The organism is Psychrobacter sp. CLB018 (assembly GCF_041222815.1).
Lineage (GTDB): Bacteria > Pseudomonadota > Gammaproteobacteria > Pseudomonadales > Moraxellaceae > Psychrobacter > Psychrobacter faecalis.
This window is the reverse complement of record NZ_CP166085.1, coordinates 845,894-867,639: the sequence shown is the minus strand read 5'-3', so window position 1 is coordinate 867,639 and position 21,746 is coordinate 845,894. Positions and strand designations below refer to the sequence as shown.

19 protein-coding genes and 2 tRNA genes are annotated in these 21,746 nt (G+C 43.8%); 14 read left to right on the top strand and 7 right to left on the bottom strand.

What is annotated here, in order from left to right:
* The first annotated feature begins 88 nt into the window (after positions 1-88).
* The 9 genes from glp (at position 89) to modB (ending at position 7,755) form a co-directional block, all read left to right on the top strand.
* Positions 89-1,384, top strand: a complete 1,296-nt coding sequence (gene glp / locus AB8P72_RS03855) for a gephyrin-like molybdotransferase Glp (RefSeq protein ID WP_369958046.1) — start codon at positions 89-91, stop codon at positions 1,382-1,384.
* A gap of 272 nt (positions 1,385-1,656) precedes the next feature.
* Complete coding sequence (moaA, locus tag AB8P72_RS03850) at positions 1,657-2,760, top strand: GTP 3',8-cyclase MoaA (protein WP_369958045.1); 1,104 nt, start codon at positions 1,657-1,659, stop codon at positions 2,758-2,760.
* 67 nt (positions 2,761-2,827) lie between these two features.
* On the top strand, positions 2,828-3,358 hold the full coding sequence (gene moaB / locus AB8P72_RS03845) for a molybdenum cofactor biosynthesis protein B (protein ID WP_089555991.1): 531 nt from the start codon (positions 2,828-2,830) through the stop codon (positions 3,356-3,358).
* A gap of 3 nt (positions 3,359-3,361) precedes the next feature.
* Positions 3,362-4,117, top strand: coding sequence for a molybdenum cofactor guanylyltransferase (locus tag AB8P72_RS03840; protein ID WP_369958044.1), 756 nt, complete (start codon positions 3,362-3,364; stop codon positions 4,115-4,117).
* 213 nt (positions 4,118-4,330) lie between these two features.
* Positions 4,331-4,768 (top strand): cyclic pyranopterin monophosphate synthase MoaC, encoded by a 438-nt coding sequence (gene moaC, locus AB8P72_RS03835; RefSeq protein WP_369958263.1) that lies wholly within the window; start codon positions 4,331-4,333, stop codon positions 4,766-4,768.
* Positions 4,769-4,847: 79 nt separating this feature from the next.
* Entirely contained in the window at positions 4,848-5,138 is a 291-nt protein-coding gene (locus tag AB8P72_RS03830) for a MoaD/ThiS family protein (RefSeq protein WP_369958043.1), read from the top strand.
* Positions 5,139-5,273: 135 nt separating this feature from the next.
* Positions 5,274-5,765 carry a molybdenum cofactor biosynthesis protein MoaE gene (locus AB8P72_RS03825; RefSeq protein WP_068404974.1) on the top strand — a complete coding sequence of 164 codons (492 nt, stop codon included), beginning with the start codon at positions 5,274-5,276 and terminating at the stop codon, positions 5,763-5,765.
* 173 nt (positions 5,766-5,938) lie between these two features.
* A complete protein-coding gene (modA, locus tag AB8P72_RS03820; protein WP_369958042.1) occupies positions 5,939-6,844 on the top strand; it encodes a molybdate ABC transporter substrate-binding protein in 906 nt (301 codons plus the stop codon).
* Between the two features lie 209 nt (positions 6,845-7,053).
* Positions 7,054-7,755, top strand: a complete 702-nt coding sequence (gene modB, locus AB8P72_RS03815) for a molybdate ABC transporter permease subunit (RefSeq protein ID WP_369958041.1) — start codon at positions 7,054-7,056, stop codon at positions 7,753-7,755.
* 49 nt (positions 7,756-7,804) lie between these two features.
* On the opposite strand, the gene AB8P72_RS03810 is transcribed toward modB, so the two are convergent.
* From AB8P72_RS03810 to msrB, 5 genes are all read right to left on the bottom strand, one after another.
* A complete protein-coding gene (locus tag AB8P72_RS03810) occupies positions 7,805-8,821 on the bottom strand; it encodes a D-cysteine desulfhydrase family protein (RefSeq protein WP_369958040.1) in 1,017 nt (338 codons plus the stop codon).
* A 189-nt stretch (positions 8,822-9,010) separates the two neighbouring features.
* Positions 9,011-9,087 (bottom strand) — tRNA-Asp (locus tag AB8P72_RS03805).
* Positions 9,088-9,138: 51 nt separating this feature from the next.
* Positions 9,139-9,214 (bottom strand) — tRNA-Val (locus tag AB8P72_RS03800).
* Between the two features lie 348 nt (positions 9,215-9,562).
* Positions 9,563-10,048, bottom strand: coding sequence for a glutathione peroxidase (locus tag AB8P72_RS03795; protein ID WP_369958039.1), 486 nt, complete (start codon positions 10,046-10,048; stop codon positions 9,563-9,565).
* Positions 10,049-10,179: 131 nt separating this feature from the next.
* Positions 10,180-10,602, bottom strand: coding sequence for a peptide-methionine (R)-S-oxide reductase MsrB (msrB, locus tag AB8P72_RS03790; protein WP_068404968.1), 423 nt, complete (start codon positions 10,600-10,602; stop codon positions 10,180-10,182).
* Between the two features lie 425 nt (positions 10,603-11,027).
* On the opposite strand from msrB, the gene AB8P72_RS03785 reads away from it, so the two are divergent.
* Positions 11,028-12,659 (top strand): aminotransferase class I/II-fold pyridoxal phosphate-dependent enzyme, encoded by a 1,632-nt coding sequence (locus AB8P72_RS03785; RefSeq protein ID WP_369958038.1) that lies wholly within the window; start codon positions 11,028-11,030, stop codon positions 12,657-12,659.
* Positions 12,660-12,753: 94 nt separating this feature from the next.
* Here AB8P72_RS03785 and AB8P72_RS03780 read toward each other — a convergent pair whose 3' ends face one another.
* Positions 12,754-14,364 (bottom strand): inorganic phosphate transporter, encoded by a 1,611-nt coding sequence (locus tag AB8P72_RS03780; protein WP_369958037.1) that lies wholly within the window; start codon positions 14,362-14,364, stop codon positions 12,754-12,756.
* 651 nt (positions 14,365-15,015) lie between these two features.
* Positions 15,016-16,686 carry an ATPase gene (locus AB8P72_RS03775; RefSeq protein ID WP_369958036.1) on the bottom strand — a complete coding sequence of 557 codons (1,671 nt, stop codon included), beginning with the start codon at positions 16,684-16,686 and terminating at the stop codon, positions 15,016-15,018.
* A gap of 282 nt (positions 16,687-16,968) precedes the next feature.
* Between AB8P72_RS03775 and AB8P72_RS03770 the strand changes: the two genes are divergently transcribed.
* From AB8P72_RS03770 to AB8P72_RS03755, 4 genes are all read left to right on the top strand, one after another.
* Positions 16,969-17,679: a hypothetical protein gene (locus AB8P72_RS03770; RefSeq protein WP_193031733.1), complete on the top strand. Its 711-nt coding sequence runs from the start codon at positions 16,969-16,971 to the stop codon at positions 17,677-17,679.
* Between the two features lie 412 nt (positions 17,680-18,091).
* Complete coding sequence (gene ubiE, locus AB8P72_RS03765; RefSeq protein ID WP_369958262.1) at positions 18,092-18,940, top strand: bifunctional demethylmenaquinone methyltransferase/2-methoxy-6-polyprenyl-1,4-benzoquinol methylase UbiE; 849 nt, start codon at positions 18,092-18,094, stop codon at positions 18,938-18,940.
* Positions 18,941-19,140: 200 nt separating this feature from the next.
* Complete coding sequence (locus tag AB8P72_RS03760) at positions 19,141-19,836, top strand: SCP2 domain-containing protein (protein WP_102077850.1); 696 nt, start codon at positions 19,141-19,143, stop codon at positions 19,834-19,836.
* A gap of 90 nt (positions 19,837-19,926) precedes the next feature.
* Positions 19,927-21,585 carry an ABC1 kinase family protein gene (locus tag AB8P72_RS03755; RefSeq protein ID WP_369958035.1) on the top strand — a complete coding sequence of 553 codons (1,659 nt, stop codon included), beginning with the start codon at positions 19,927-19,929 and terminating at the stop codon, positions 21,583-21,585.
* Positions 21,586-21,746 lie beyond the last annotated feature (161 nt).

Sequence of the window (21,746 nt, the reverse complement as noted above, 5' to 3'; positions counted from 1 at the left end):
TCGATTGAATTGAAGACACGCCCTAGTCCTTGTATAAGCTAAATGGCTATCTCAGTTCAATATATATAAATAAAATAAGTAGGGATTTATGATTACTGTCGCAGGGCTTACCGCAAAAATAACGCAGCGTATAGAAACGTATAATAATGACGATTTTCCGCTCAGCAGAAGAGACGTCGTAAGCTACGATTTATTAGACAGTCGCAATCATATCTTGGCAACAGATATCGTCTCGCCGTTTGCTATCCCTAGACAAAATCTGTCGGCGATGGATGGTTATGCGTTGGCACAAGGCAGTACGCTTGACGCCGAAAGCGCGATTGCGATCGTCGGTGAGTCGCAAGCGGGCAGTCCTTATAATGGTGACATTGTCGCAGGACAAGGGGTACGCATCTTTACGGGTGCCGTCGTTCCTGACAGCTGCGATACGGTCGTCATGCAAGAAAACACCAATTTTGCCGCTATAAAAGACCGTATTGATAAATCTAAGCCTTATACCATTACGCTTAGCAAAACTGCTAATCCTAATGACAATATCCGTAAGCAAGGCGAAGAGATTGAAGCTAAGGATGTGGTATTACAAAAGGGTAAACGCTTAAATCCTACTGATATCAGCCTATTAGCGAATTTAGGCTTTGATAAGGTCGATGTTTATCAGCCTTTAATCGTTGGTGTACTCGCAACGGGCGATGAATTGGTGGCGATTGGCAATGAGCTAACCAGCCTAGCGCAAATCTATAACTCCAACACCCCGACACTAAAAACCTTACTCTCAAGCTTACCCGTCACTGTCCGCGATTATGGCATCATTGCTGATGATTTAGATAAAACCACCGCTGCCATAACCCAAGCGATGCAAGAGTGCGACGTCCTTATCTCTACCGCTGGCGTATCGGTTGGTGACTATGACTTTTTAACCACCGTCATTGAGCAGCTAGGGCAGATTAATCATTATAAAGTCGCCATGAAACCCGGCAAACCGTTTGTCTTTGGCGAGCTGACGCAAAATCTTGCTAAGCCGGTACTATACTTTGGTTTACCCGGCAATCCCCTATCAACTGTCGTTGGCAGCTTGCAATTTGTCATTCCCGCTTTGTGGCAAATGGCAGGCGCTGCACCACAAGAGCGACCCATGCAGCTTAGCCTGACCGCTACCCTTAAAAACGATATCAAAAAATCAGCCGGACGGATGGACTTTCAAAGGGGCATTATGTCGCAGAATGCAGCCGGCAATTTTGCAGTTGAAAGCTTTAGCAAACAGCAATCGCACCGTATCAAACAGCTGAGCCACGCCAATTGCTTTATTGTCTTGGCGCAAGATTCTGGCAATGTAGCCGCTGGCGAACAAGTATTGGTTCAGCCTTTTCCTTGGTTGTATAGCTAAGCGCTGTGTTATTAATAAGGGCTGCACTATTAATCCTTACATAGTGACTTAATGGTTACATAGTTAATAACTCTTTATGCCATTAATCGTGAGAAACTGAGGGTTTACTATCAAGTGCTATCTACTACTTTGGTGGTAGTTTTTAGCTCACTTACGGTGAATGGTTATTTGCGCGCAAGCTGTCATAATTAACTATAAATGGAATTTCCCACTCACAACCTGAGGCAACGCCTAAAAGTACACACTATACTTAATATTAATGGTAATCATCTATGAACCATCTTGCCCCCAACGCAGGCAATGTGCAATTGTACTCGCCTGCCGCTGCACCTGCTATTTTTGACGGTGACTTATCGTCGAAAACGGCTTTCTCGTCGACGTATTCTCCGGTCACGCTCTCTCAACCATTAACCGATGGTTTCGCACGACGTCTTACCTATTTGCGTTTATCGATTACTGATTTTTGTAATTTTCGCTGTGAATATTGCCTGCCAGATGGCTATCAAGGCAAACCCCCACAAAACGAGCTCAGCGTCACTGAAATTGCTACCTTAATCCGCGGCTTTGCCCAAGTTGGCACCAAAAAAGTTAGGATTACCGGCGGTGAACCTTCTATACGCCGTGATGTGGTAGACATTATTAAAACCATCAAAAACACCGAAGGTATTGAAACGGTTGCTATGACCAGCAATGGCTATAAGCTTGGCAAGCATTTGGCTGCTTGGCAAGCGGCTGGACTGAATCAAATCAATATCAGTATGGACAGCTTTGATGCCACGACTTTTCATAAGATGACAGGCTTTGATATGTTGCCGCAGCTGTTGGCTGATATGGATACCTTACTTGCGACCACAGATATTAAGCTAAAAATAAACAGTATTTTAATGGCAGAAACCGCCTTTGAAAATCTGATGAATGCGATCGACTATGTCAAAGACAGAGCGGTCACCTATCGCTTTATCGAATTTATGCAAACCAGCGACAACAGCGATTTGTTTTTTGCCCAACACGCACAGTCTGACATCATCACCAATTATCTAATCAAGCACGGCTGGCAAACTCATGACCGTGGCAGCAATGACGGTCCAGCGATAGAATATAGCCATCCAGATTATAAAGGTCGTATCGGCATGATTGCTCCTTATGCTGCCCATTTCTGTGACAGCTGCAATCGTCTGCGGATCAGTAGCCAAGGTAAGGTGCATCTGTGTCTATTTGATCAAGGTAACTACGATATTCGTCCGTATCTCGAGCAAGACGATGTCGCAGGACTTGTGAATACCCTGCACAGCTTTATGCCGATTAAACCTGAGCATCATTACCTTCACGAATCAAACAGCGGCATGATGAATAACTTGTCGATGATTGGTGGTTAGAATCAAAAATATACTAATAATCAAATTTTTCATTTTTTATCACAAGCGTATTTATTAAGGAACATTCATGAGTAAGCTGCAAGCACCCTTTACCCCGCTTAATATCGCCATCTTGACGGTTTCTGACAGTCGTACTCTTGCAGAAGATACTTCAGGGCAATATTTGGTCGACCAACTGACCGCAGCAGGGCATCAACTGGCCGACCGTCAGCTGATAATTGATGATATTTATAAAATCAGAGCCGTTATCAGCGGCTGGATTGCCGACCCAGATGTGCACGCTATTATCACCACGGGCGGTACTGGTTTTTATATTAGAGACAGCATGCCAGAGGCGGTTGGCGTATTATTTGATAAATCGGTTGATGGCTTTGGCGAGATGTTCCGCTTAATCTCAAAAGACGATATCGGCATGTCGACGATTCAATCTCGCGCCGTTGCTGGTATGGCAAACGGTACGGGCATTTTTTGCCTACCCGGTTCGTCAGGTGCTTGCCGCACTGCGTGGGAAGGTATCTTACAAGAGCAGCTCGATAGCCGCACGCGCCCTTGTAACTTTGTGCCGCACTTTATGCGCACCAACCCAGGTCACGATTAGTTCATGCTGCAAGTTGCAGACAGCTCAACCCAAGCTGATGAACTCAGTAGCTTAGCCGGTATCGTTATTTTAGCAGGCGGCGCCTCCAAACGTATGGGTTCGCCAAAAGCTGAGCTTATCTTGCCAACAGCTGAGCGTTTGCTTGATTATCATGTCAGACAGGCGCTTGAATTAAGCGCTGCGATGATGAGCAATCTACCTATTATGATTGCCGATAATGGACGTGGTTTTAGCGTCCATGTAGATTCGATTAACAAAGACATGCAGTTGCCAATTTTCCATATTACTGATTATCTTTCTAGTAAAAGTGTTTCTAAAAAAGATGATAAATCGATTGAAACCGGCGGCGCGTTGGTAGCGATTGAAGCAGCGCTGCAATCATTAAAGCGTTTGGCAAGTTCAAACCAATTAACAAAAGACGCAAACTGGCAACAATCTTGGCTGCTGGTCATTAGCTGTGATAGCTTGATTCCTATCAGCGATTTATGGCAAAAACTGCAACCTTATATCAGGCAAGCTGACGGCAAGTCTGTCATTTGTTTAACCGATGACAGCCATTTATATCCATTATTAGGTTTATATCGTTTAAGTATTGAGCCTGAGTTAAAGCAGTATATTGACGACGGACAGCGGCAAGTAATGAAATTTATTAAGCCGATTGTGCAGCCTGTACCCTTTACCAAAGCATGGCAAGCGTTAACCAATTTTAATACGCCTAAAGATTTTGCCCGTGCTTGTTTAGCTTTGAGCAACTTATAAAAAGGTTTATTTAAAGGTTTGGTTAAAGAAAGCAACTTTAAGAAGAAATTGCCATTTAATAAGCACTGTATTTAAGAAAAACGAGCCATTTAAGAGAAATAAAGAATGAATAGCGATAGTCAAAAAGACAGTAACCAAGCGACCAAACAAGCAACTAAGCTACCAAGTAACCAGTCTGGCTTATCACATTTAGATAGCGACGGTGATATCACCATGGTTGATGTGAGTGGCAAAACGGCGGGTACCAGAGAAGCCCATGCAAGCGGACAAGTGGTTTTTCCTGCAGATATCTATACGCAAATTAAAGCCGCTGACGGTATGACCAAAAAAGGCAGCATCACTCAAACCGCTCATATCGCTGGTATCATGGCAGCCAAACGCACCCACGACCTGATTCCCCTTTGTCACCCCCTGCCCTTGGATAAAATCGGTCTAAGCTTTGCATACGATGATGCCCATCATAGCATTACCGTAACCGCTACCGTTAAAGTCACTCATAAAACTGGGGTGGAAATGGAAGCATTAACCGCCGTTAGCGTCGCCTGCTTGACTATTTATGATATGACCAAAGCCATCTCACACGACATTGTGATTGATAATATCCATCTTATGAAAAAAACTGGCGGTAAATCCGACTATCAGCATAAGTAAGAATGATTTAAAAAAATAAAGTTGTAAAAAACGTACAGTTAGACAGTAAATAAGCAGTTTATCAATAAGGGAGATTGCTATGAGCACCTTAGTAGAAAGCAATACAGACTCTAAGTTAGAAACCATGATGAATATCAACGTCTTATATTTCGCCAGCTTAGCCGATGAAGCCAATTGCCATGAAGAAAAAATCACGGTGCCACAGTCGACTTCATTGACCGAACTCTATGAGCAGCTGCGCCAAAAGCATCGTTTTAGTCGTTCGCAGTCGGAGCTACGCGTGGCGGTAAATGACTATTTTGCCAAGTGGACGGATGAGATTTATGATGGCGATAGTGTGGTTTTTATCACGCCAGTTGCTGGTGGTTAATTTAACATAGCTTTTTATTAACCTACTCATTTATCCTTTTTTATGAATTCACTTTTTATGAGCGTCGTGACTTTACGCGATGCTTAAAAGTTAAAAATCTTGTTAAACGAAATTGCTAAATAATAGGCAGAAAAAATGACAGACAATGTACATGGCCAATCGATGAGCATCAAACGTAGCATAGATGAAGCGTATCTCATCGCTGAACGAGATGGTTTTGCGCTGTTAGATACCGATATTGACGAAAGTCGCCTTAAGAAAACGCTCGATAATGACAGCTGCGGCGCCTTTGTCTGCTTTGAAGGCCGCGTACGCAACCATAATAATGCCACAAGCGTCAATCGTCTAACCTACTATGGCTATGAAGATTTGGCCATCAATCAAGGCCGCGCCATCATCAAAGAGGCCAAAAAGCGCTTTGAGATTCTCGATGCCATTGCTATCCATCGCATTGGCGCGCTAGAGATTGGCGATGTGGCAGTTTGGGTTGGTGTGGTTTCTGCCCATCGCTATCCTGCTTTTGACGCTTGCCGCTGGATATTAGATACGATTAAAGCCGATATTCCGGTGTGGAAACAGGAATATTACCAAGATGATTCTTCAAAATGGCTGAGCAATAATGGCTAATTAATGATTAACTAATGACGACTCACTCAATAACATTGATGAAAAATATATAGTCGTGATATGCATATCGTTTAGAAAACAATTAAGCCAATAACTATAAAAAACTGATATATACTGCAAAATTATTCATTTTCACTGACTATTGTTCTTTTTTAAAGTAGAGGATGTAGGTTATGCACTCAAAACCATCATATGCTCAGCATCAACCAATTACCAATTTGTCTTATTTAAAACGGTCTAAATCGATAGCAACATTGGGCGCATCTGCGTGCTTGGCTTTAATACTCAGCGCTTGTAGCCAAGAAAACAGCCCTAATGAGACAGCGACCGTTGCAGAAAACGCACCACTGACTACTCAACCTAGTGAAGCCATTCGCATTGCTGCCGCCGCCAATTTATCAGACGTATTGCCTGAAATCATCGAAGGTTATAAAAAAGATAAAAATCTGCCCGATCAAGAGATCGAGGTTACCTTTGCTTCTTCAGGTAAACTATATTCGCAAATCACTGCCGGCGCACCTTACGATATTTTCTTAGCAGCCAACCAAGAGTTTCCGGCTAAATTGGTCGATGATATGTTTAAAGGTGACAGCAGCCATACGCCGTTTACCTATACTCAAGGCCAACTCTCTATTTATAGCGCGACCAAGCCGGTTGATAGTTTGAATCAGAGTACACTGACTGAGCTATTAAAGCGTGATGACAAGACGAAAATTACTATTGCCAACCCTGAGCTTGCGCCTTATGGCGAATCTGCCAAGGCTTATTTACAAGCACAAAACCTTTACGACTCTCTAACAGCACAAAAGCGCATCATTCAGGCGGAAAATATTGGCCAAGCTTTTCAATATGCCCACACAGGTAATGTCGATTATGGCTTTGTCGCCCAGTCGCAAGTGACCGCCATCAAAGCGACGCCCGAGCAATTTTATATTTTACCAGCCGACTCTTATCCTGCTATCCTGCAGGACGGTATCGTCATTACCGATGTTGCTAGCGCAGCAGATTTTACTGATTACCTGCGCTCGCCTGCTGGACAGGCTTATTTTGCTAAAGCGGGTTATTTGGCTGTTAAGTAGCTTGTTTGTAGCAATCTATCGAGAGAATAAATACGGCTTAGGTTTGCTCAAGTGAATACTTTAGCCCTTGATATGCTTGCCTTCGTAAAACAAGTGAAATGTAACATAAGTGACACCTTATCAAGGCAAGCGATCTATAAATAACATGGCTTCATAAATAATGTCCTATCAGCGGCGCACTGGATAAAAGGTAGATAGATAATCACGCTATGATGTCCCAGTTTCTTATTTCAGACATGCTGCTACCGGTATGGGTAAGCATCAAGCTTGCCAGCATTACCACCCTTTGCTTATTGTTATTTGCGACGCCACTCGCCTATTGGCTTGCCAAGCCTAGCCGCGGAAATATCGTTGGGCGTATAAAGATTCTATTGATGGGCATTATTGCGATGCCTCTTGTTTTGCCGCCTACCGTCATTGGTTTTTATTTATTATTATTACTCAGCCCGAGCGTCGGTATTGGACAATGGCTTATCAAGCATAATATCAGCCCTTTGGTTTTTACCTTTGAAGGGCTGGTGATCGGCTCTATCATCTACTCCCTGCCTTTTTATATTCAGCCTGTCTACGCTCAGTTTTTGCGCATTCCTCAAAGCGTAATGGAAGTGGCAAGCTTATTAGAGCCTAGCCGTCTTAGACGTTTTATAAAAATCGTCCTACCGCAAGCGCACATTGGCATCATTCTAGGCGGCTTAATCAGTTTTGCGCATACCATTGGCGAATTTGGCGTGGTACTGATGATAGGTGGCAGCATTTCAGGTGAGACCAAGGTTGTCTCTATTGCGATATATGAGCAAGTAGAGGCGCTAAATTATGAAGCAGCGCACCTTATGTCGGGGATTCTTATTATTATGGGTATTATTATGGTGGCGCTGATTGCTGCTGTCAGTCGACTTAATCAGCGCCCATAAGCACTTGTTTTATAAACCAATAACAAGTCAAATTTCTTGTTGTAAGGAATCAAACTTCTGGCTTACGGCTTTTTTTCGCCAAATCCAAATCATGGGCATAAGCAAATAAAGCTGGCGCACCGCCAGTATGCCAAAACAACACACTATCAGTTTTCTTAATCTTCCCAGTACGAATCATATCGATAAGTCCGCCCATCGCGCGACCAGTATAAACAGGGTCGACCAATATCCCTTCTGTTTGCGCCGTCAAAGCAATCGCCTCATTTTCTAATGCACCCACTACGCCATAGCCTTCACCAACATAATCAGAGTTAAGAATCAGATCTGACTCGGTAAATTCGTAATCTGTCTTGATTAATTTTGCCGTGCTATTAGCAAGCGCTAGCGTATATTGATCAAAGGCGACTTTATCGGTTTCGCTTTTATCAATATTAATACCGACGATTTGATAAGGTGAGTTAAAGATTTTGTTGCCAAGCATTAAGCCCGCTTGCGTGCCGCCAGAGCTTGAGGCAAACACGATATGAGTCAAGGATATATCCAGGCTTTGACGCTGCGATTCTAGCTCTTTAAACGCCTCTACAAAGGCTAACGCCCCAAGCTCGCTTGAACCACCGTACGGTACCACGTAGACGTTTTTGCCTTGGTTAGTTAATTGTTCAACGATGCTAGGAATTTCCTCACCTTTGCGATGATTGCCTGCCCAGTGGATATGACAACCAAACACCTTATCTAGTAAAAGGTTGCCATTTACCTGCTCCGGCTCTTCACCGCCCAAGACTAAATGACACTCTAGTCCTAAGCTTGCCGCCGCCGCTGCTGTCTGACGGCAATGGTTTGACTGTATCGCGCCCGCAGTGATGATTGTATCGGTACCTTTGGCAAGCGCGTCACCGAGGATAAATTCAAGCTTGCGGGTTTTGTTGCCACCCAATGCTAGCCCCGTATTGTCATCTCTTTTCATATAGATTTTGGGGCCGCCCAAGGCTTGACTCAATCGTTTCAGCTCAACCAGAGGGGTTGGAAAAAAGCCTAGCGGCTCTCTAGGTATGTGGTTATATTCCATGTTATTTTCTATCCCTATTATCAATAGCCATGTAGAAATTATCTGTTAGCACAGCATACAATAGAAATATAAGTCACGCCGCTACTATTTAAAATAAGCAGACACAAAAAAACCTCAAACAATCTAATGTTTGAGGCGAAACTTGCTTAGACTTAACAGTCTAAATTCGTTTTCTAATACTACAGAAAATGGCGCAGCGGACGGGACTCGAACCCGCGACCCCCGGCGTGACAGGCCGGTATTCTAACCAACTGAACTACCGCTGCTTAGGTCGTCTTTAGCATTTCGTCTTCTAAAAGACCCACTCGCTAAATGAGTGGTGGGTGATGACGGATTCGAACCGCCGACATTCTGCGTGTAAGGCAGACGCTCTACCAACTGAGCTAATCACCCTGAGCGAGGATAAAACGAAGCACTGCTTCGTCTGAGCGCAAGAGAATTTACATTTTCGTAAATTCTAGGAAGCTACGCATCCAAACTAATATTACTGAAATCCTTTAAATAGGATTTCCTGAAAGTTTCAACATTCAAAGCTGTCACCCTTTAAATAACTTTCAACAGAAGAGAACTAACTAAAGCCTCGCTCTGTGGGTGTGTATTATATAGATTTACACATGGCTGTCAAACCCTATTTGCCTTTTTCTTGCGTATTTTTTCTTAATTTAGCAGCAATTTATGCAAACCTATGTTTTTATTGGCTTTATATTTTATATAAAACCAATAATTTCTCTAGCTTATTATTTATTTGGCCGCCAATGCTTGTTCGATATCTGCTTTTAAGGCATCAGGCTTCGTCGTTGGCGCATAACGGTCAATCACTTGCCCATCGGTGCCAATTAAAAACTTAGTAAAATTCCATTTGATACCATCTGTCAGCAGCCCGCCTTTTTGGTCTTTAAGCCAATCATAAATCGGATGCGCATCTTTACCATTGACATCAACTTTTGCCATCATTGGAAAGCTGACGTCGTAATTTTTTTGGCAAAACGTGCCAATCTCCTCGTTAGTCCCAGGGTCTTGCGCGCCGAACTGATTACAAGGAAAGCCAATCACCACCAATCCTTGCTCTTTATACTGTTGATACAGCGCCTCTAGGCCTTCAAACTGCGGCGTAAAGCCGCATTTACTGGCGGTATTGACGATTAATAATATTTTGCCTTTATAATCGGCAAAGGCTTGCGAGGTGCCATCCATACGTTCAGCGGTAAAATCGTAAATAGTGCTCATGATTCATCCTTAAATTGATTGTTTTATTATTTTTACTATTAACGTGCGTACTGATAAGAAAAAAGGAAGCACCGCGTACTTCCCTTTTATCATGCTAACTTTGGCTAAAACATTGATTATATTAATACTTATTATTCAGCTTTATCCAAATCGATAGACACTGAGTTGATACAGTAGCGCATACCAGTGGTCTCACGTGGGCCATCAGGGAATACGTGTCCCAAATGCGCGCCGCAATTGCTACACGTCACTTCGGTACGGCGCATGCCAAGTGAATTGTCTTCGTGCTCATCGATAGCGCTATTATCGATACTCTGATCGAAGCTTGGCCAGCCGCAACCGGCGTCAAACTTATTGTCCGACTCAAACAAGCTGGCACCGCAGCCTTTACAGCGGTAGATACCTTTATCATTGACATCGTTATAAACGCCGGTAAATGGACGCTCTGTGCCCTTCTCGCGCATGACGTGGTATTCGTCGGCACTTAAGCGCGCTTTCCAATCTGCGTCGGTCAATTGGCTGATTTCTTCTTTGCTTAATTGATTGTCTTGCATCTTTTATCCTTATTAAATGATTGGTTATCTCATTTGCGGTGTGTCAGTTACTGACCAATTTATCGTACGTTTTTATAAAAACGCTAGGCTTTATCTGCTGCTGACTGTCTTACTATTCAAGGCATTGCTTATAAAAGTAATAAATTTAGCAGTTTAAAGTTTCAGGTTTAAAGAAACGACATTAGAGATAGAGAAGTAAAATATAGCAAATTACGCCGCCGCCTAAATCAGTAAAGTTGTAATTTTATTAAACGAGCTTTTAGCTCGCTTTCTTATTACTGATAAAACCAGGATAAATTGCAAGTTATTCTTGCATCAAATATCAACTTTATAAAAATTATGTCTTTATGCTTGCATTAATAAAGTGTATGCAATAATATCTTGCATTAGGAATAGATTATCTTTAATAAAAGGCTTAAACAACAATGGCTGATAGCGAATTTTCCCTAACTTCTCAAAGCACGCAAGCCGAACGACTGGTACAGCTGCGCCGCGATAAAGGCATGACCGCCGAGCAGTTGGCACAGGCGATGACGGCAGCAGGTGCTAAGGTGAGTCGCGGTGCGATTTCTAATTGGGAGCGCGGCACCAATGGCATCGTGTCATCGAAGCTGCCGACCCTAGCGCGTATCTTAGGCTGTAGTGAAGGCTATTTATTACGTGGCGATTTGCAAAACGACATGGATAGCGTTGCTAATTCAAATCAACCTATCAATTCTTATAATACAACCAATACTCATAATAAGAACGAAACGCCTAGGCAGCAAAGCGTAGCCCATACTTCTACCGCAAATTTACAACCCAACCCGATAAGTGGTCACTCTATGAATCCCATTAAAAAATCCGATAAATTACAAAACGTTTGCTACGATATTCGCGGTCCGCTTTTGCAAACAGCCAATAAAATGGAAGCTGAAGGTAAGCGTATTTTAAAGCTGAATATTGGCAACCCTGCGCCGTTTGGCCTTGAAGCACCGCATGAGATTTTGCGCGATGTAGCGATGAACCTGCCAGAAGCGACAGGATACTCGGACTCGCAAGGGATTTTTGCGGCACGTAAAGCGGTCTTGCAATATTATCAATCAAAAGGTCTGCTATCAGCTGTCGATGTGCGTGATGTATATTTGGGTAATGGTGTCTCTGAGCTGATTGTGATGACCATGCAAGCACTCATGAACGATGGCGATGAGGTGCTTGTGCCAATGCCCGACTATCCGCTTTGGACAGCAGCGGCCAATTTAGCAGGCGGTACAGCGGTACATTATCGCTGTAATGAAGACGACAATTGGCATCCAGATATCGAAGATATTAAGTCTAAAATTACGCCCAAAACCAAAGGCATTGTGGTGATCAACCCCAATAACCCAACGGGCGCACTGTATAGTGATGAGGTGTTATTGCAAATTATCGAAGTCGCCAAAGAGCATGATTTAATTATCATGGCCGATGAGATTTATGACCGTATTCTTTATGATGATATGGCGCATACGCCGATGAGCACCTTGACTGATGATGTACTGGTGCTGTCTTATAACGGCTTATCAAAGTCGCACCGCATCGCCGGTTTCCGTGCTGGTTGGATGATGGTTTCTGGTAAAAAAGACCACGCTGCCGACTTTATCGAAGGCTTAGATATGCTGGCGTCTATGCGCCTATGTTCTAACGTTCAAGGTCAATATGCCATTCAAACGGCAATGGGCGGCTATCAAAGTATGAAAGAGCTCACTTCAAAATCAGGACGACTATCAAAGCAGCGCGAACTGGCCGTTTCACGTCTTAATGCCATTAAAGGTATTTCTTGCACCATGCCGCAAGGGGCGTTTTATTGCTTTCCAAAGATGGATCCTGAGGTTTATCCTATCAAAGACGATATGCAGTTTATGATGGATTTATTGATAGAAGAAAACGTTTTAATGGTACAAGGGACCGGCTTTAATTGGGATGCACCCGACCATTTCCGCTTGGTGTTTTTGCCCAATCTGCATGATTTAGAAGATGCCATGGACAGATTGGACCGCTTTTTTGCCAAAAAACGTAAGCAGTTTGGTACCGAGTAAACATTCAAACTTGTATAAAAAAACGCTTATCAGCAGCTGCCGATAAGCGTTTTTTATTTATTATAGAAAACCATAATAAATAACAATAAAACTTTTATTTAAAAATATTACTTAATAACAGATAGCTGATAGCCGACATCGAGGCCGCCGCAGGCAGGGTAATTACCCATGCCAGACCGATAGGTTTCATCAGCGCCCAATTGGTATCTCGATTGACGATGCCAATACCAAGTACCGCGCCAACCAGCGTATGCGTACTCGATACGGGCAGACCCATGGTCGATGCGCCCATGACGACGGCAGCCGCAGCCAATTCCGCGGAAAAGCCTGAAGCTGGGTGCATTTTTGCCAAATTGGTCCCGACGGTTTGAATGACTTCTTTACCGATAAACCATAGACCAACGATGAGCGCCACACCAAAGGTCAACATCACCGCAGGCGGTACAGCCGCTTCGGTCGCTATACTATTGGTACGGATAACGTCCATAATTGCCGCAAAAGGACCGACGGCGTTGGCGATATCGTTTGAGCCATGACTAAAAGCAAAGGCGGAAGCAGTAAAGACCTGCATCCAGCTAAACATAATAAACGTCGCTTTGGTCAAATCTTCTTTATGCTTACCGCGGATACTCTTGGTATAAATAAAGGTCGCAAGCCATACCAGCGCCGCTATCATACCCATGATGAAAAAGCCTTGAATCGTCGTCATGTTGCTGTTGACGTTTTTTAAGCCTTTGAACACCACCAAAGAGGTCATGACCGCGCCGCCTGCACCAGCAATGAGCGGCACCCATTGTTTAAGGGCTTTTAGAGTATCAAGGTTGCTACGTTCGTGCTCAATCTTATAAAGCTGTTTGTAATAATCGGTTTCTAAATCCTCAATGTCGCAATCATCATCTTTATAGATTTCTTGATCGCGCAGCATCGCTGAGGTATACGCCAATTGCTCTGACTCGGTTAGACTTTCTAGATACTCTTTGTGGTTTTGCTTGACGGTTTTTTTATCGTCTTTTAGCGTCGCAATATGCGCTTCGGTTCTATCATTATATTCAATGATTTTTTTCTTAATTTGACCATATAAAAGGTAAGAAAATACGCCGCCTAACACGGGTGAGATGACCCAAGAGATGGCAATTGTTCCAATCGTACCCCAATCGACGGTCGATAGTGCCATGTCGGTACCACCTAAAGAGATACCGAGCACAATAGAGCTACCAACGACGCCACCGATAATGGCATGGGTGGTCGAAACGGGCAAACCTTTTTTAGTGGCAAACAACAGCCAAAATGCCGCCGCGATAAGCGCTGAGAGCATGACATAAATAAACTGATTGGGCGAAACCGCTAAACCATCTAAGTCAACGATGCCGCTGCGAATGGTGTCGGTGACTTCGCCGCCCGCCAGTACCGCGCCCGATACTTCAAATATCGCGGCGATGCCCAAAGCTTGCGGAATCGTCAACGTCCCTGCTCCCACCGAAGTACCGAAGGAGTTGGCGACGTCGTTACCGCCGATATTAAATGCCATAAACACACCAAAAGCCGTCGCTACGATAAATAGCGTCGTCTGCTGATGCATGGTGTAATCTAGACCCCACCATAAAAAGTAAGCGGTCATCGCAATCAGTAAAATGGCAAAAAATAGATTGATTCTCATAGAACCGACTGCTTTGGTTGGTCCTGTAGAACTGCTGCTAATACCCATACGTTGATACGTCCTGCGTAAGCTGATTGAAATTATAGGTGATTGATGCCATTGCGGCGCTATTGATGGTGTCGTTTTTACCACCCACCATTATGATAGCGTGTCCGCAACGTGGTTTTGACATACTGTTTTGAATATGTTTCTCGAAATACTGTTTTGAATGTACGAATTTGAAAATATAGTTATAAAAAGTTACTATCTACTGCGCTCTATATTGTCCTGATAGTTTTGCGTGCTTGTAAATATTTACGCGCAAGCTTGCCCACCTATCAGCGAAAAACCTAAGCCACAAAATGCCATAAAGCCGCAAGTAGTCTTGCCAAATCGTCCGATTACAGCAGCTTGCGGCTTAGGTTTTATAGTGATAGCGTTGGTTATAAAAATCTGTTGTTAATAATTAAAACATTTATAGGATAAATACCATCTCTGACTGTGCAGCTATTTTGTGAGCAGGCAGAAGTTATTACGCGCCTATTATATTAAATATAGACACAGATTGCATGATGATATTGCGAGATTTGTAACTTTGAATATATCACTCAAAAAAGCTGCCTATTTAGTAGAAAAATGTTGTTAATTTTCCCTAAGACTTCAAATCAAAATAATACTAACTTTTAAACTCGTATAAAGCCTTTATCACTTATCATGCATTTATTTAGTATCAGCAGTGATAGACAATGCCGCGGATAGCTGTTTAATAGCGTGGTCTAATACCTCTAGTCGCGCTTGACGCTTTTCATTAGTCGCGATGATTGCCCAAGGTGCATCCTTGGTATTGGTACGTGCCAACATATCAGCCGCCGATTGCACATAACCCACCCATTTATCACGATTACGCCAATCATCATCGGTCAGCTTAAATTGCTTATGCGGCGTCTCTTCACGCGCCTCAAAGCGTTTGAGTTGCTCCCCTTTATCAATAGCAAGCCAATATTTGATGACTATCGTGCCAGCAGCGACCAAATCTGCTTCAAAACGATTGATTTCGTCATAAGCGCGCTGCCATTCTGCGTCAGTCGCAAAGCCCTCGTTACGTTCGACCAATACGCGTCCATACCACGTACGATCAAAGATGGCGATACGGCTGATACGATCGACTTGCTCATTGGGCAGTTTGGTCCAAAAACGCCATAAATAAGGATGCTGCAATTCATATAACATCGGTGCGCCAATATTATAAATCTGATATTCGCGCGGATCGAGTGGCGCAACCAGCCTTTTGATCGCGCCGCCTTTGCCAGCGGCGTCCATCCCTTCAAAGGCAAACACCACATGCCGACCCTGACGCGCCCGTAGCAATTTGGCAAGGTGTGCTTGCTTATCGGCAAGCGCTTTATGATAGTCAGATTTCTCTATCTCAGTATCGTCAACCTCTATCAAAATTTTAGGGATTGCTACAGGCTCGAATTTTGCTGCTTCTTTTATATTCTGACTTTCTGCTTTACTGCTTTCGAGCGCCTTTTGCATCGCCTGCAATACTTGATGACAAAAATGGGTGGCAGCCTCTGATTTATCATCGCCATTGATAATAATCCAGTCATCTTGCTGGCGTAGCAAGGCTGTTGCTACCTTATTAAAAGTATCGACGACCTGTTTACTTTTCCAATCGATTTGATATAAAAACTCTGGATCAGCTTCATCGTCATTTAGGCGCGCCTGCAAGGTTTCGATATCGACATGAAACCAGCATTTAAGCAGTTTGGTTTGGTTAGCAGCAAGATCTTGTTCAAAGGCTTGTAGTTTGGTGAGTTCTTTCTTTAAATAGTTTTGCCATTGGCCAATAGGCAAGGCGTTATTTTTCAGCGTCTTATTATTCTTATCTTCACTTTTTTTCACCTTATCGTCATCACTTTCATTGTCATCATCATCTAAGGTCACCATACGCATGACGTTATAGAGTAAGTCGGCATACCAGTTGCCAAAATACACCATCACATCGCCATGACGTGGCAGCGCTTTGGTATGCGCTTGCCAAATCGGCTGATGCTCTAAGGGACAATCTCCGATAGTCGCCTCAACCTTGAGTAAGCGCGGGTCAACCCATTGCCGCAGCTGGGTGACTGCGGTGCCCTTGCCCGCCTGCTCCATGCCGTTGACCAACACCAAGAGCCCAGTTGGTTTTTTGATGGTTGGCGGTGTTTGCTGCCGCGTGGCGCGTAGGGCAAACTGAGCGGTGACTAACGCCAAGCGCAATGTATCTTTGTCCATAGCAAAGATATTTAACGGATTGGGCGTCAAACGCTGCTCGACGACTTGCTTACTAAACTGGTCACTTACCGCTTCTGGCGCTTGGCTTTCAGTCGATTTATTTTTTTTGCTCATGTCCATACTCGCTTTATTATTAGATAATTTTTATATAGGTCTTATTTATGGTTTTTATTAGCTGTCTTATTTATATAGTGAATCATAGCATTGCGTAAAACCAGTAAATAACCCTGCTATGTAACAGTTTGGCATTTGTATTCTGTGGTATTTTCTTTTAAGGTGAACAAAATCTTGCGCGCATGCTTTAATAGCTGCCCACAAAGATAAGAATTTAGTATTATCTCAACCCTTTTATTAGCAATTTTATTGCCATTTTTACTTTTTATAGGATTACTTGCCATGTCTGCGTTAGCCAATTTACAACAGCACTTAAACCGTTTTTGGGCGCTGCCACACCATAAAGATGCTGCCTTAAATACCAAGCTCAAAGAAGTGCAAGCATGGCAACAAGCACGTATTAAGCGCACCCATAGCGCGCTGTTTGAACAACCAAAAAACAAACCGATGGCAGAGTATTTTTTAACCCAGCTATATGGTGGTGATGAATTTAAAGTATTGGCAGAGCAGTTAGATCGTATTCTTCCCAAAGCCAAAAAATTAGAGCGCCTTGCTAAAGAAGCTTCTTTAGAAGCGGGCAGCATGGGCATTCAAGCGTCTATCTTGGCCATTGAGCTGGATTTACATTTGGCCGAGTGGTTGGTTGCGCAAGATTTAGCAGTCAATGAAGAGAATATGCTTGCCGCTTACCGCGCAGTCGATGAGGCCAATGAGCGCCGCGTGCAGATTAACAATCTAAAAGAGGTCTGCTACCGTACCGATAAAGATTTGAATTCATTTATGCTCAAAAAAGCCTTTGGTCTCGCAAAAGGAACGGCTTATCGCCATAACTTCCAGCCGCTTTACGACTTTATCGATTCAGGCTTTAAAGCGATGAAACCGCTAAAAAGTGTCAGCAGCTTTATTGAACCGTTTTGTGAGCGCGAGCTTGAGATTATTGACGAAGTTCATGACACCAATAATGGCGGTAAGCCAGCAGCGTTTGGTGTATGATAGGGTCAATAATGCCCGTGGCTAACTGACCGCTATAGTGCTTAAATAGGGTTTAAACCGTATGCAATCGGTGTTTAAACCCTATGCAAATAACGCTTAAATACGCCATCATAAAAACAAATAATAGGATAATCGTATGACTGATAACTCAAATAACAACCTTAGCCAAGCCGATCAATCCCATACTGATAACCCTACTTCTCATGGTCATCTGCAAGATAAATTGGTTAAAGATAGTATTGCTCATAATCAAAGCATCACCGCGCAAGTAAAAGCGCGTCAAAACCAAAGCGCTAGTACGACGCTGAATGCCAATGCTGCAGCCGATAGCAGCAATAATAATGACTTTACCCAAGTGCACGACTTACCAACCGGAACCCCACAAGGTCAACAAACGACTATGCCAAACACCATAAATAACAGCGTCAATCCTACTGCTACGCACGCACAAACGGCCAAGCAAACGCTATTTAACCAACGTGATGACATCAATAACCCGCATACGCCTGATACCGATGGTAATGAGCAAACGCATTTTGGCTATAAAACGGTCAATAAAGCAGAAAAACAAGCGCGCGTTGCCGATGTTTTTACCTCAGTTGCCAAAAAATACGACATTATGAATGACTTAATGTCGTTTGGTATTCATCGCCTGTGGAAACGTTATGCGATTAGCTTATCGGGTGTACGCGCCGGTCAGCAGGTGCTCGACATCGCTGGCGGTACGGGTGATTTGGCCAAAGTATTTAGCCGTGAAGTCGGTCGCAACGGCCATGTGGTATTATCAGATATCAATGCGGCGATGCTAGAAGTTGGCCGCGAACGCCTCATCAATGCCGGCTGTAATAACGTTGATTTCGTCTTAGCAAACGCTGAAACTTTGGCGCCTTTTGATGATGAAAGCTTTGATTTGGTGACTATCAGCTTTGGTCTGCGTAACGTTACAGACAAAGATGCGGCGCTAAAATCTATGTATCGCGTCCTCAAGCCAGGCGGTCGTTTATTGATTTTAGAATTCTCAAAACCTGTGTTTGAGCCATTATCAAAAGCTTATGATTTGTATTCATTTACGGCGTTGCCGATTATGGGTAAGTTGGTTGCTAATGACTCTGAGAGCTATCAATACTTGGCAGAATCAATTCGTATGCACCCCGATCAGCAAACGCTTAAACAAATGATGCAGCAAGCAGGCTTTGAAAATTGTGATTATCATAACTTGACCGCTGGTATCGTTGCGGTGCATCGCGGTTTTAAAGCCTAGTTTTAAAAAATCATAGTTTTAAAAAAGCACAGGTTTAGAAAAGAATAGCTGTAGAGCTTAGTTTTGACAGCTGCTTAGATAACCAAGCTTTTTATCATGTAAAAACGTCTGTCATTGAACAGGCGTTTACATCGTCATAACAGCCAATATTGAAATATGCGCCACGCTTATGGCGCTCAACCAAACATTGTGAGGGCCTTATGCTGACTGTTTTACTTTTGGCAGGTGCCGAAAAGCTGATTAATATCGCCATTGCCAGCGATGAGATTACTAAAGCTGGGCTAGCGCCGCTTGCGGGCAAAGTGCTGCGTCTCAATATGGGCATGCCTGAGATTAATATAGACGTTCTATTTACCGAAGAGCGTTTGCGCTTTGAGCCGGTCATGACAGAGAGCGTGTTTGAACCAAGCGGCAGTATGAATGAGCGCCAACAGGCCAGCCTAGAGCGTTCGCGACTTGGCCATAGTCGACCAGATTGCACCATTACCGTTGATAATCCAGCGCAGCTGCTGAACCTGATGCGCGGCACAGAAGGCAACTTACCGATTGCAGGGGATTACAAAGTGCTGATGCAACTTAAGCAGCTGGTTGCAGGATTTGACCCTGATGTCGCCGGCCAGCTTGAGCCGTTTATTGGAAAACCGATGGCCAGCCAACTGCATTTGCTTATCTCGCAGCTAAAAGGTAGTTGGCGTCATAATGCTAAGCGCGCCTTTAACGATGTCAGCGACTGGGCCAATGACGTAGCGGGTAATGTTACTCCTGATCCGATGGAAGCCGCCGAAGTTAATGACCTAAAGCAGCAGTTATTAAAACTGCGTGCGGATATCGAACGTGAAGAAGCCAAGCTTGCCGCTATCAAAGATGAGCAAGCACGTTTAAGCAATCATAGATAATCATAAATAGAGTCTATGACGACCTAAACGCTAACTATGCGCCATCATAGACTCTGCCCTATTTTCGACTTTTTAGAGTAACCCTATCTCATGCTACTATCCCATCGCGCCCGCTTACTTGAACTTTGGCGTATTGCCGCCGCTTATCGCATTGATACCCATTTGTCTGTCGAAGAAGCGCCGCAGCTGCAACCGTTAGCGCGTTTAATCCGTTTACATCCAGCAGCTTGGGGTAAAAAACATCAGCCTAATGCCATCAAATATGCGCTTGAAGACATGGGTACGTTATTTTTAAAACTGGGACAACTGCTCTCGACGCGCCGCGATTTGGTGCCGCCTGAGATTATCGATCAATTGGTGCAGTTGCAAGATAAGGTCAAACCGTTCGACTCTGTTGTTGCCATTGCCCAAATCCAAGACCCAAAACATGGTTTAGGTCAATCTATCGCCACGCTATTTGCCCGCTTTGATGTTAAACCATTAGCAGCGGCTTCTATCGCTCAAGTACATACGGCCGCTTTGCATGATGGCCGTGAAGTGGTGGTAAAGGTCGTTCGCCCTGATATTCGTACCACCATCGTGGCAGATTTTGAGCTACTGCGTGAGCTTGCTAATTGGGCATCGGCGCGTATCGAAGCGGCGCGCGCGATTCATATCGTTGATATTGTCGAAGACTATCGCCAAGTCATGCTGAACGAATTAAACTTGACCTTAGAAGCAGACAACACCACGCAGATGCGCAACAACTTTTTGGGTTCAGCACTGATGTATGTGCCTGAAGTTTATGATGCGGCTAAAAATGTCATGATTATGGAACGTATTCAAGGCGTTCCTATCTCGCAGGTTGAGGTATTTGATAAGCTTGGTTATGACCGTGCAGCACTAGCAGAAAAAGGCTTAACGATATTTTTCACCCAAGTATTCCGCGATAACTTTTTTCATGCCGATATGCATCCGGGTAATGTCTTTGTAGAAACGCCACCGGTTAAAACGCTCACGGCAAATATGCCAGCAGTTGACCTAGGGCATGAGCCACGCTATATCGGGCTTGATTGCGCCATTATGGGTACGCTATCAAAAGACGACCAACTTATTGTCGCGCGTATGCTGTTGGCGGTAATGAATAATAACTTTACGGCGATGGTTGATATCGTCAGCCGTGCCGGTTGGATACCACCCAATACCGATAAGCATGCGCTCATGCGTGATATGAAACGCACTGTCGGTCCGATGCTACAAAAATCCATTAATGATATCGACTTTGCTGGTGTCTTGATGCAAATTTTGGATATCGCCCGTCGCCATCATATGAGCATCCCGCCGCAATTGATGCTGCTGCTGAAAACCTTGGTGCATGTTGAGGGCCTTGGTCGCGATTTATATCCTGAGCTGGATATTTGGTCACTTGCGAAGCCCATTTTAAGCGGCTGGATTAAAGAGCAGCTAGACCCGATGCGTAACTTGCAACACTTACGTCAGCAGTTGCCAGAGATTTTATTATCAACGACGGATATTCCTAAGCTACTAGACCAAGGTTTACAAAGCCTTGCCTCACAAGGGTCGCGCCAAGACAGTCAGCTACGAGAAATCCAACAAATACGCGCTGATATGCTCAATGACCGTCGCCGTGATTGGCTAGCGCTATCAGGTTTTGCGGTATTTATTGCCATCGCCACGCAAGTCGGTTGGTTTGCGCCTATTTTTTACCTATTGGCTATCATCGTCGTTATTTGGCGGGTTTTAGCTTAGACTATTAATTTTTAACGAAAAAATATCCGTTAATTACTATCAAAATATCTCACTTGAATAAGCTCTAATGCATTTTAATTGTCGTTAAAGGGCAATTAAAATGCATTAGAGCTTAACTTTTTATCTTATTTAGCATGTCGTTTAACCAGTAAATATACGTC